Source organism: Burkholderia sp. BE17, assembly GCF_009362305.1.
GTDB lineage: Bacteria > Pseudomonadota > Gammaproteobacteria > Burkholderiales > Burkholderiaceae > Burkholderia > Burkholderia pyrrocinia_C.
This window is the reverse complement of the sequence record NZ_WHNU01000006.1, coordinates 90138-101869: the sequence shown is the minus strand read 5'-3', so window position 1 is coordinate 101869 and position 11732 is coordinate 90138. Positions and strand designations below refer to the sequence as shown.

Annotated in this window: 8 protein-coding genes; 3 read left to right on the top strand and 5 right to left on the bottom strand. The window is 68.2% G+C overall.

The genetic code is table 11. The features are described from left to right. Positions 1–133: 133 nt before the first annotated feature. Complete coding sequence (gene gluQRS, locus GD429_RS07855) at positions 134–1027, bottom strand: tRNA glutamyl-Q(34) synthetase GluQRS (protein ID WP_152856423.1); 894 nt, start codon at positions 1025–1027, stop codon at positions 134–136. Between the two features lie 19 nt (positions 1028–1046). Next, the gene (locus GD429_RS07850) at positions 1047–1901 is read right to left on the bottom strand and encodes a sulfurtransferase (protein ID WP_152856422.1); all 855 of its coding nucleotides are present in this window, start codon (positions 1899–1901) and stop codon (positions 1047–1049) included. Positions 1902–2116: 215 nt separating this feature from the next. On the opposite strand from GD429_RS07850, the gene dnaE reads away from it, so the two are divergent. The 3 genes from dnaE (at position 2117) to GD429_RS07835 (ending at position 8379) form a co-directional block, all read left to right on the top strand. After that, entirely contained in the window at positions 2117–5650 is a 3534-nt protein-coding gene (gene dnaE, locus GD429_RS07845) for a DNA polymerase III subunit alpha (RefSeq protein WP_152856421.1), read from the top strand. Between the two features lie 268 nt (positions 5651–5918). Beyond that, positions 5919–7007 (top strand): glycosyltransferase family 9 protein, encoded by a 1089-nt coding sequence (locus tag GD429_RS07840; RefSeq protein WP_152856491.1) that lies wholly within the window; start codon positions 5919–5921, stop codon positions 7005–7007. A 193-nt stretch (positions 7008–7200) separates the two neighbouring features. Further along, a complete protein-coding gene (locus GD429_RS07835) occupies positions 7201–8379 on the top strand; it encodes a glycosyltransferase family 9 protein (RefSeq protein ID WP_321574456.1) in 1179 nt (392 codons plus the stop codon). Positions 8380–8525: 146 nt separating this feature from the next. On the opposite strand, the gene GD429_RS07830 is transcribed toward GD429_RS07835, so the two are convergent. The 3 genes from GD429_RS07830 to GD429_RS07820 form a co-directional block, all read right to left on the bottom strand. Further along, entirely contained in the window at positions 8526–9806 is a 1281-nt protein-coding gene (locus GD429_RS07830) for an O-antigen ligase family protein (protein ID WP_152856419.1), read from the bottom strand. Positions 9807–9938: 132 nt separating this feature from the next. Beyond that, positions 9939–10781 carry a glycosyltransferase family 2 protein gene (locus GD429_RS07825; RefSeq protein WP_152856418.1) on the bottom strand — a complete coding sequence of 281 codons (843 nt, stop codon included), beginning with the start codon at positions 10779–10781 and terminating at the stop codon, positions 9939–9941. 143 nt (positions 10782–10924) lie between these two features. Beyond that, positions 10925–11677, bottom strand: a complete 753-nt coding sequence (locus GD429_RS07820; protein WP_152856417.1) for a glycosyltransferase family 2 protein — start codon at positions 11675–11677, stop codon at positions 10925–10927. Positions 11678–11732 lie beyond the last annotated feature (55 nt).

Sequence of the window (11732 nt, the reverse complement as noted above, 5' to 3'; positions counted from 1 at the left end):
GCGGGTGCATGCGACGAGCATGTGCCCGTTTTTTATTGGGGCCGTGGTTGGGTGCGGGATCGGGAGAGGGCGCGGGGCGCGAGCGGAAGATGCAACCGGCGCTCGAAGGCGCGAAACCGGCTCGCCGGGCGCTTCAGCCGGCCAGCGGCCCGAAGCGTTGCGCCCACGCGGCCGTCGCGGCCGAGTAGAACGCATCCAGCGTCGTTCCCGCGTGTGCGCCATCGGGCGCGAGGCCCAGATGCGCGGCCGCGGCCTGCAGCGCCGGCAGCGGATCGTCGCGCTCGAGCGCGGTCGCGCCCGTCTGCTTGCTGAGCTTCTCGCCGTTTGCATCGACGACGACGGGCACGTGCAGATACCGCGGCGTCGGCACGCCGAGGCAGTGTTGCAGATGGATCTGGCGCGCGGTCGAATCGAGCAGGTCGGCGCCGCGCACGACGTGCGTGATGCGCGCATCGGCATCGTCGACGACGACCGCGAGTTGATAGGCCCATTGCCCGTCCGCGCGCTTCAGCACGAAATCACCGACTTCGGTCGCGAGGTTTTGCGATTGCGCGTGCTGCCAGCGGTCGTCGAACGTGACGATCGCCGCGTCGCCGCCCGGTACGCGCAGCCGCCATGCGCGTGCAGGCTTGCCGTGCAGACCGGTGCGGCAGGTGCCCGGATACGCGAGCGTCGTGTGACGCTCGTGCGCGGCGCGCAGCGAGTCGGCGATTTCCTTGCGCGTGCAGCCGCACGGATAGACGAGCCCCGCTGCGACGAGCTGCTCGAGCGCGGCCGTGTACGCGGCATCGCGCGTGCTTTGCCATACGGGCGGCTCGTCGGGCGTCATGCCGAAATGCGCGAGCGTCGCGAGGATGTCGTCGGCCGCGCCGGGTACCGTGCGCGGGCCGTCGAGATCCTCGATGCGCACGAGCCATGAACCGCCGTGCGCGCGCGCGTCGAGCCAGCTCGCGAGCGCGCCGACCAGCGAGCCGAAGTGCAGCGGCCCGGTGGGCGACGGCGCGAAGCGGCCGCGATAGCCGTTCATCGGGGCGCGGGTCGCGCGCTTACGCGGCGCTGGCTGCCTGCGCGCAGGCCGGGCACGACTTGCCGGACACGTAGCTCGGCGACTGTTGCGCTTCCGGCGTGACGACCGCGCGGCACGCGAAGCACGTGACGTTCTCGGTGGGCTGGAGTTGCGGGTTCAGCGCGGTGCGGTAGTCGAACACGAAGCAGTCGCCGTGATAGTGCGCGCCGCCGACTTCCTCGAAATACTTCAGGATCCCGCCTTCGAGCTGGTACACGTTCTCGATGCCGATTTCCTTCATGTGGATCGCGGCCTTCTCGCAGCGGATGCCGCCCGTGCAGAACGACACGACCGTCTTGCCGTCGAGATCGGCGCGGTTCGCGTCGATCACGTCCGGGAACTCGCTGAACTTGTCGATCCGGTAGTCGAGCGCGTCGTCGAACGTGCCGACGTCGACTTCGAACGCATTGCGCGTGTCGAGCATCACGACCGGGCGGCCCGCGTCGTCGTGGCCGCGGTCGAGCCACGCCTTCAGCGTGCGCGCGTCGACGAACGGCGCGCGGCCGAGCTCCGGCTTGATCGCGGGCTTCTTCATCGTGATGATCTCGCGCTTCAGGCGCACGAGCATGCGGCGGAACGGCTGCGAGTCGGACAGGCTTTCCTTGAACTGCAGCGTCGCGAACTTGCCCTCGAACAGCGGATCGTGGCGAAGATAGTCGATGAAGGCATCGGCCGCTTCGCGCGTGCCGGCGATGAACAGGTTGATGCCTTCCGGCGCGAGCAGGATCGTGCCGCGCAGGTCGAGTTCGTTGCAACGGGCGGTGACGAGCGGGCGCCATTGCTCGTTCGCGTCGAGCGATACGAAGTGGTAGGCGGCGAGGTTGACGATGGTCATGATGGTCCGACGGGAAACGGCCGCACGGCGGCCCGCAAAAAAGGGCGCGAAGCCGTGGCGATGATTCGAAAAACCGTATTATCCCGCAAACCGCTTGCGCACCGACATCTGGCCGTTCGGCCAGCCGCGCGACGTGGCGTCGCGCGCATCGGCCGAACGGCCAGTGCGGGGATTTTTTGGGCAGCCTGCGCGGCGACGCGGCTACAATATCGCCCATGTCAGATCCCCGCTTCGTTCATCTTCGCGTTCACTCCGAATTCTCGATTGCCGACGGCATCGTGCGTCTCGACGACATCGTCAAGGCGGCGGCCGCAGACGGCCAGGGCGCGCTCGCGCTCACCGATCTCGGCAACGCATTCGGCCTCGTCCGTTTCTACCAGGAAGCCCGCGGCAAGGGCATCAAGCCGATCGCCGGATGCGACGTCTGGATCATGAATCCGGACGATCGCGACAAGCCGTCGCGGCTGCTGCTACTGGTGAAGGACAAGGTCGGTTACCTGAATCTCTGCGAGCTGCTGTCGAAGGCATGGCTCACGAACCAGTATCGCGGTCGCGCGGAACTCGACGCGCGCTGGCTCGACGGCGAGCTCGCGCAGGGGCTGCTCGCGCTGTCGGGCGCGCAGCAGGGCGATATCGGGCTCGCGCTCGCGGCCGGCAACGAAGAAGCAGCACGCCGTCACGCCGAGCGTTGGTCGAAGGTGTTTCCGGGCGGCTTCTACATCGAGCTGCAGCGGTACGGCCAGCCGGGTGCCGAGGCATACATCCAGCAGGCCGCGACGCTCGCCGCGTCGCTGAAGCTGCCGGTCGTCGCGACGCACCCGACGCAGTTCATGACCGACGACGATTTCACCGCGCACGAGGCGCGCGTGTGTATTTCGGAAGGCGACATCCTCGCGAACCCGCGGCGCCAGAAACGCTTCACGACCGACCAGTATTTCCGCACGCAGGACGACATGGCCGCGCTGTTCGCCGACCTGCCGTCCGCGATTGCGAACACGGTCGAGATCGCCAAGCGCTGCAACCTGAAGCTCGAGCTCGGCAAGCCGAAACTGCCGCTGTTCCCGACGCCGGACGGCATGTCGCTCGACGACTACCTGGTCCAGCTGTCGAAGGAAGGGCTCGAGACGCGGCTCGTGCAGTTGTATCCGGCCGAAGCCGAACGCGACGCGCAGCGCGACACGTATTACAAGCGCCTCGAATTCGAGTGCGGGACCATCACGAAGATGGGCTTTCCCGGCTACTTCCTGATCGTCGCGGACTTCATCAACTGGGCGAAGAACAACGGCGTGCCGGTCGGCCCGGGCCGCGGCTCGGGCGCCGGTTCGCTGGTCGCGTACGCGCTCGGCATTACCGACCTCGACCCGCTGCGCTACAACCTGCTGTTCGAGCGCTTCCTGAACCCGGAACGCGTGTCGATGCCCGACTTCGACATCGACTTCTGCCAGCACGGCCGCGACCGCGTGATCCAGTACGTGAAGGAGAAGTACGGCGCGGACGCCGTGTCGCAGATCGCCACCTTCGGCACGATGGCCGCGAAAGCGGCCGTGCGCGACATCGGCCGCGTGCTCGACCTCGGCTACATGTTCACCGACGGCGTCGCGAAGCTGATCCCGTTCAAGCCGGGCAAGCACGTGACGATCGCCGACGCGATGAAGGAAGAGCCGCAGCTGCAGGAGCGCTACGACCACGAGGACGAAGTCCACCAGCTGCTCGATCTCGCGCAGCGCGTCGAGGGCCTCACACGTAACGTCGGGATGCACGCGGGCGGTGTGCTGATCGCGCCCGGCAAGCTGACCGATTTCTGCCCGCTGTACACGCAGGGCGACGACGGCGGCGTCGTCAGCCAGTACGACAAGGACGACGTCGAAGCCGTCGGCCTCGTGAAGTTCGACTTTCTGGGCCTCACGACGCTGACGATCCTCGACTGGGCCGAGCGCTACATTCGCCGCCTCGATCCGTCGAAGGCCGACTGGTCGCTCGCGCAGGTGCCGCTCGACGATCCTGCTTCGTTCCAGATCCTGAAGAAGGCGAACACGGTCGCGGTGTTCCAGCTGGAAAGCCGCGGGATGCAGGGCATGCTGAAGGATGCGCAGCCCGACCGCTTCGAGGACATCATCGCGCTCGTGTCGTTGTACCGTCCGGGCCCGATGGACCTGATCCCGAGCTTCTGCGCACGGAAGCACGGACGCGAGAAGGTCGACTATCCGGATCCGCGCGTCGAACCCGTCCTGAAAGAGACCTACGGCATCATGGTCTATCAGGAGCAGGTGATGCAGATGGCGCAGATCATCGGCGGCTATTCGCTCGGCGGCGCCGACTTGCTGCGTCGCGCGATGGGCAAGAAGAAGCCCGAGGAGATGGCCAAGCACCGCGAGATCTTCGCCGAGGGTGCGGCGAAGAACGGCCTCACGCGCGAGAAGTCCGACGAGATCTTCGACCTGATGGAGAAGTTCGCGGGCTACGGCTTCAACAAGTCGCACGCGGCTGCCTATGCACTGCTCGCGTATTACACCGCGTGGCTGAAGGCGCACCATCCGGCCGAATTCATGGCGGCCAACATGACGCTCGCGATGGACGACACCGACAAGGTGAAGATCCTGTTCGACGACTGCGTCGTGAACAACCTCGCCGTGCTGCCGCCCGATATCAACCAGTCGCATTACCGGTTCGAGCCCGTCGCCGAAGCCGACGGCAAGCGCTCGCGCACGATCCGCTACGGCCTCGGCGCAGTGAAGGGCAGCGGCCAGAACGCGATCGAGGAAATCCTGCGCGCGCGCGAGGAAAAGGCGTTCACCGACCTGTTCGACTTCTGCGAACGGATCGACCGGCGCGTCGTCAACCGCCGCACGGTCGAGGCGCTGATCCGCGCCGGCGCGTTCGATTCGCTGAACGCGAACCGTGCGCAGATGCTCGCGTCGGTGCCGCTCGCGATGGAAGCGGCCGACCAGGCCGAGGCGAACGCGATGCAGGCCGGGCTGTTCGACATGGGTGCCGAGTCGCCGCACGCGCATGCGCTCGTCGATGAGCCGGCGTGGGACGACAAGCGTCGCCTGCAGGAAGAAAAGGGCGCGCTCGGCTTCTACCTGTCCGGCCATCTGTTCGACGCGTATCGCGACGAGGTGCGCCGCTTCGTGCGGCAAAAGGTCGGCGACCTGAAGGAAGGTCGCGACAAGCTCGTCGCGGGCATCATCGCGTCGCTGCGCACGCAGATGACCCAGCGCGGCAAGATGCTGATCGCGCTGCTCGACGACGGTTCGGGCCAGTGCGAGATCACGATCTTCAACGAGCAGTTCGAGGCGAACAAGGCGCTGTTCAAGGAAGACGAACTGCTGATCGTGCAGGGGCAGGCGCGCAACGACGCATTCACGGGCGGTATCCGCTTCACGACCGATACCGTGATGGATCTCGAACGCGCGCGCAGCCGCTATGCGCAGGCCGTCCGGCTGACGATGAACGGCAACGCCGACGCAGGCGCGTTGCGCCGCGTGCTCGAGCCGCACGTGTCGAAGGACGATCCGGCTGCCGCGCACGCGGTCGAAGCGCCCGCGCCGCGCGGCGGCGGGCGTGACGGCGGCCGTCGCCCGCAGGCGCCGCTGCCGAACGGGCTCGCGGTCCAGATCCACTACAGCAACGCGCGGGCGCAAGGCGAAATGCGTCTCGGCGACGCGTGGCGCGTGAAGCCGAGCGACATGCTGCTCGCGGAACTGCGCGCGGCGTTCGACGGTAGTGTCGTCGAAATTACCTACTGACGGTGTCCCGACCGGACGGCTGTCGCGGTACGCGGCCCGTCGCATCGCGATCATGCGGTGCGGCGGGCCGTTTTTGCATCTTCCGGCCCGTAGGTCTTGGGCAGGCCATCCGGACGCTATACAATCCGGCGCAAGCCGCGCTCGCGCGCGCACAAACGGGGGCGGATTCATGCGACGAACGGTAGCGCGCGACCAGGCCGTCCCGGAACAGGATGCCGGGGCATCGGCCCGTCGCGGCGATAAAAAACTGACAGTCACCCACATGACCATGGCCAACGGGAACCTGACGCGGCGGATCCTCGTGATCCGGATTGATTTTCTGGGCGACATGCTGTGCACGACTGCGTTCCTCGGTGCGCTGAAGGAGCGCTGGCCCGGCGCGGAACTGCATGTGGTCGCAAACCGCTACAATGCGGCCGCGCTGGCCGGCAACCCGGACGTGCACACGGTTCACACGTACGTGTACAGCCGCCAATGCGAGCGCAACGACCGTCCCGGGCGGATGCGCGCGTTCTTCGACCGGCTGCGGCTCGTGCGCCGCCTGCGTCGCCTGCGGTTCGACCTCGTGGTCGTGCCGAACGGCGGCATGCATCGCAGCAGCATGCAGTTCGCGCGCCAGCTGCGCGCGAAGGATTGTCGCTGGCACGATGCCGAGACCGAATTCGACGATCGCAAGCCCGAGCATGTCGCGCAGCGGCCGATGTGCCACGAGGCGCTGTCGGGGTTCCGGCTCGTGCCCGAACTCGGTCGCGCCGATCTCGACCGCCTCGAGCTGTCGGTTCATCCGGACCGCGCGCTGCAGGATGCGTGGTATCGCCTGCTCGGGGAGCGCACGAAGCCGCGCGTCGGTTTGTTCGTGTCGAACAAGGCGGCCGAGCGCCGCTGGCCCGCGGATCGCTGGCGCGACCTCGGCGAGCGGCTCGCGCCGTTCGCCGACGTGATCGTGTTCCGCGATCCGGCCATCCGCAATACCGCCGAGGACGACGCTTGGCGCGATGTAAGCGCGCGCCATGTCGCGCCGTCGTCGGTTGCCGATCTGGTGGCCGCCGCGAGCCTGCTCGACACGATCGTCTCGGCCGACAGCGCGCCCGTGCATCTCGCGTCGGCGCTCGGCGTGCCGGTCGCCGCGCTGTTCGAGGACCGTCCCGAGAAATACCTGCGCTGGCATCCGCTCGGCGTGCCGCATGTGATCCTGCGCGCCGGCGCGACCGTCGACGCGATCGGTGTCGACGCGGTCGAGCGCGCCGTGCGTCATCTGCTGCTGCAGGCCGGCCATTGCGACGAGCCGGTGGCCGATGCCGGGCGCGCGCGCCGTGCGGCCGCTGCGACATCCGCGGCCCTGACCATCGCTTCGTAGCACCGGAAGCACCGGAAGCACCGCACACGGTGCAAGCGCCTGGGTGCGGGCGCCTGCCGCACCGCGCGCAGGCAGGCGCCGCATCAGGGGCACGTCAGCGCGTCCCGCACGGTCGGTTCGCGATGCCGCGCCGGCTGCTGCAAAATCCTGTACATTGCCAGCCTTGTTCAGCCAGCTAGACAGACCGATTGCCGTGGCCCTGTTTTCCTCCGCCCGCCCGCCCAGAACCATCCTCGTTGCCGCGCCGCGCCGTATCGGCGACGTGCTGCTGACGACGCCGCTCGTGCGTTCGCTGAAGGCCCGCTGGCCCGATGCGCAGATCGACATGCTGGTGTTTCGCGGCACCGAGGGCGTGCTCGAGCACAATCCGGACGTGCGGCGCGTGATCGTCGTCGCGCAGCGCGCGGGATTCCGCGAGCGGCTGCGCGACGCGTTGTCGATGTGGCGCCGATACGATCTCGCGTGCGCGGCGCTGAGTTCCGACCGGCCGCGCTTCTATAGCTGGTTCGCCGGCCGCAAGCGGGTCGGCCTTGTCGATCCCGACCGCGTCACGTGGCTCACGCGGATGATGCTGAACGGCATCGCGATCAATCACCACGAATCCGCGCATACGGTCGTCAGCACGCTCGCGCTCGCACCCGTGATCGGCATCGAGCCGGTGTCCGAGGTCGTCGCGCCCGGCATCGGCGACGATCCCGCGCGGCGCGCGCGCTTCGACGCATGGCTCGCGGAATCGCCGGCGATCCGCGACGGCAAGCCGCTGGTCGTCCTGCATCCGTATCCGATGTTCCGTTACAAGCAATGGAGGCTCGAGGGCTGGGTCGAGATGATCGGCTGGCTGCGCGAGCACGGCTTCGCGGTCGCGTTGTCGGGCGGCCCGGCCGATCGCGAGCGCGAGTATGCGGAGCAGGTCGCGGCCGAAGCGGGCGGCGACGTGCTGAACCTGGTCGGCCGCCTCACGTTCGGCGAAAGCGCTGAGCTCGTGCGGCGCGCGCGCCTCTTCATCGGGCCGGACACCGGCGCGACGCACGTCGCGGCCGCGACGGGCACCGACACGATCGCGCTGTTCGGTCCGTCCGACCCCGTGCGCTGGGGGCCATGGCCGCAGCACTGGCCCGCGACCGAGAATCCGTGGCCGTTGCGCGGCTCGAGGCGGCACGGGAACGTGTGGCTGCTGCAGGGGGAGGGCGATTGCGTGCCGTGCCGGCAGGAGGGCTGCGAGCGCAAGGTCGACAGCCGCAGCGATTGCCTCGTCAATCTCGGCGCGCAGCGCGTGAAAGCCGCGGCGGCCGAGATGCTCGGGCTGAATCCGCCGGGCCCGGCCGAGGCCGTCGTCGACACGTCGCGACTGCATCGCACCGGATCCGACTGACGACTAACGACTGACGCGCGGAAGACGCGTTCTTGCGCGTTGCAGGGGGGGGTGTTTCGCGACGAGCCACGCAACCCGTTCGCTTTGCCCGGCGGGCCTCCGCTGCCGCCGAAGCCGGCAGGCAGCAGAGCATATGCCGTCGCGCGTTACGCGCTGCGCCGGATCGCCGACGTCTCGCGCGGCAGCGACTCGCCGCGCTCGCCGCAACCGAGCAGGATGCCGGCCAGCAGCACGATCAGATGCCCTTCGGCGAAATCGAGCAGCAGCGAATTCGCAAGACTGCCGATCGCGAAGATGGCGAGCCACGCGAGCAGCAAATGCCGCGAGCGCGGATCGAGCGTGCGGCTGCCGCGCGCGATCTGCACGATCAGGTTGATGAACAGCAGCAGGCCGACCGAGCCGAGCTGCACGGCCATCAGCAGGTATTCGTTGTGCGGGTTCGACGTGAGCTGGCCTTCGGCGGCCGTCTTGCCGGCCGTGAGCTTCTCGAATTCGGATTCGAGGCCGCCTGCGCCGTAACCGATCACCGGGCGCTGACGAAACAGCTCAAGCCCCTTCTTGTACCACTCGAGGCGCAACCCGGTCGACGTGACCGCATCGCTCTGCCGGTATTGCTGCACTTCCGTCACGACCTTCACGAGCCGGCCGTTGTGAACCGTGCATGCGGCGACCACGAGCGCGGCGCCGAACAGGACGAGTACGCCGGCGGCGAGCCCCGCACGCAGCGCCGATTGCCGGCGCAGCAACAGCACGAAACGCACGGCGACGACGAGGATCAGCAGCAGCGCGATGACTTGCCCCGTGCGTCCCTGCAGCATCACGAACACGTTGACGAGCGACCACGCGGCGACGCCCGCATACGCGGCGCGCGACAGCGCCGTGCGGGCGGCAAGCGCGAGATCGGCCGCCTGATAGAACAGCAGCGCGCCGAACATGCCGGCGGCGATGTGGTTCTTGAACACCCACGCGCGCGACAGCGGCAGATCGGTCGCATGCGCAGGCCCGATCGCGGTCAGCCCGAGATAGTTGGTCGTCGACAGCAGCAGGATCATGCACAGCGTGCCGAACCAGCAGCGCCGCACGATCGGCGCCCAGTTCGAATGGCGGAACGCGAGCACGGCTAACGGCAGCAGCAGCAGCTTGTCGTATTTGGCGACCCAGTTCCATGCCTTGTTGTGCGGCGCGACCGTGTATGCGACGCTGGCAGTCAGCGCGGCGAGGATCAGCAGCGCCGCGAGCGAGGCCGGGTCGGTCACGAACGAGCGCAGGTCGCGCCAGAATTCGGGGGAGATCACGAGCGCGGCGGCAAACAGTCCGCAGAACACATTGGTCAGCGCGGTCGAGACGGGCACCATGCAGAGCGCGGCGACGGCGAATGCGCGGGCGGCGGTCAGGCGCCGCGTGGCGGGAGCGGAAAACGAAAGCATCGGAACCTGTCGAATGGACGAATGCGGCTTGCGGACATCATGCTCGCGCCGCGCGTCCCGGCGGGAGCTTCAGGACGAACGGCGCAGTATACGCGAAGCAGGGCAGGTTTCCGTGCCGTTTCAGGGGCCCGATCAGCTGAATGCGCGCTTGATCCGCGAACGCAGCAGAGCGCGCTTCAGGCGCCCGTCGACCACCGGCGTGTCGAGTGCGACGCGCGTGCCGGCCGGCTCGCCGCGATGCAGGTAGTAGCGGTCGAACGTCGCCTGGGTCATGCCCCATTTGTTCAGGAACTGGCGGCGGCCGTCGTTCTTGACGATCTTGCCCGTGCTTTTCTGCTGGAAGTGGTAGACGAGGCTGTCGCCGACGCCGAGGAAGATCCGGCAGCCGGCGTCCCAGAATTTCATCGAGAAGTCGTTGTCGCTGCTCATGCCGGGCGACAGCTCGCTGCTGTAGCCGCCGATGCGGTTCCACCAGTCGCGGTGCACGAGCGTCGGCGGCCAGGTCGAGCCGAGCCAGTCCGCGCGTGCGAGCCGCGGGGTCGCCTCGACGAGGCCTGCCGCGTCGAAATGCTCGGCGTCGCGGCCGAAATTGCTGACGACGACGCACGGGTTGCGCGTGTCGACCGGCTCGATCATCGTGCCCGACAGCATGAAGAGGTCGGTCGGCATCTGTTCGATGCGGCGCACGAGCGCCGTGTCCCAGCCGGGGCAGCAGAACATGTCGTCGTTCATGTAGACGACGTAGTCGCGCGTCGCGCGCGCGGCGGCCAGGTTCACCGCATGGCAGATGCCGATGTTGGCCGGCGACGCGGTGTGCTCGATCCCTTCGCTGCGCACCCAGTCGAGCGTGCCGTCCGAGCCGTCGTTCACGTGCACGATGATCTGGTGGTCGTACGCGGAGTGGCGGCGCAAGCTGTCGACGACGAGCTTGAGGTACGGCAGGTTGTTCCAGGTCGGGATGATGATGGAGAACATGGCGGTCGGATTCGGTGGTCGTCGTGGCGGGCGGCGCGCGGTGCGGCCGCTTGGGCGGGCACGCGCGGCGCGGGCAGCCCGGCATTGTAACGCCGGGCCGGCCGCGTGCCGGCGGCGTGCTGGCAGCGTGCAGGGGCGGGCGCTCAGCGCGCCGGTTCGTGGCCGAGCTTCAGGAAGCGGTAATACACGGTTTCCGCATTGAACACGGCGATCATGAAGCCCGCGCGGCCGTCGAGGAACCCGCGCCGCAGCACGTAGGTGCGCACGAACGCCCAGGCGCCGCGCGCGAGCGCCTTGCCGAAGCCGCCGCGCTGGCCGGCCGCGCGGCGCTGGCGCGCGCCGGCCGTCGAATATGCGTCGAGCTTGCGCACGACGGTTTCGAAGTCCTCGTACGAGTAGTGCATCAGCTTGCCGGGCAGGCGCTGCGCGGCGGTATCGAACACGAGGCGCTCGTGCACGAGATCGTCGGAGAAACGCGCGGAGCCGCGCTGGAACAGGCGCGGCACCCAGTCGGGATACCAGCCGCTGTGATGGATCCACTGGCCGCAGAAGCTCGACAGCCGGTCGAGCGCATAGACCTGCGCGGCCGGCGCGCGGATCGCGTCGCGGATCGACTGCGCGAGCTCCGGGCTGACGATTTCGTCGGTATCGAGCGACAGGATCCAGTCGGTGCCGAGCGCGTCGAGCGCGCGGTTCTTCTGCGGGCCGAAGCCCGGCCAGTCGCGCTCGACGATCACGCGCGCGCCGTGCGCCTGCGCGATCGCGACGGTATCGTCGGTGCTGCCGCCGTCGATGACGACGACATCGTCGGCGAACGACAGCGCCTCGAGGCACTGGGCGAGCCGCGCGGACGCGTTGAGGGCGATGAGGGCGACGCCGAGGGAGGGTTCAGCCATGAAATCGTCGGAAAGGCGGAGAAAACGGTGAGCGGCAGTATACCCGCGGCCCGGC

Bases quoted from the DNA above. Each gene is read 5' to 3' on its own strand.
- GD429_RS07850 (WP_152856422.1), bottom strand. From the start codon at position 1,901: ATGACCATCGTCAACCTCGCCGCCTACCACTTCGTATCGCTCGACGCG.
- GD429_RS07840 (WP_152856491.1), top strand. From the start codon at position 5,919: ATGGCCAACGGGAACCTGACGCGGCGGATCCTCGTGATCCGGATTGAT.
- GD429_RS07825 (WP_152856418.1), bottom strand. From the start codon at position 10,781: ATGTTCTCCATCATCATCCCGACCTGGAACAACCTGCCGTACCTCAAG.
- GD429_RS07830 (WP_152856419.1), bottom strand. From the start codon at position 9,806: ATGCTTTCGTTTTCCGCTCCCGCCACGCGGCGCCTGACCGCCGCCCGC.
- gluQRS (WP_152856423.1), bottom strand. From the start codon at position 1,027: ATGAACGGCTATCGCGGCCGCTTCGCGCCGTCGCCCACCGGGCCGCTG.
- GD429_RS07820 (WP_152856417.1), bottom strand. From the start codon at position 11,677: ATGGCTGAACCCTCCCTCGGCGTCGCCCTCATCGCCCTCAACGCGTCC.
- dnaE (WP_152856421.1), top strand. From the start codon at position 2,117: ATGTCAGATCCCCGCTTCGTTCATCTTCGCGTTCACTCCGAATTCTCG.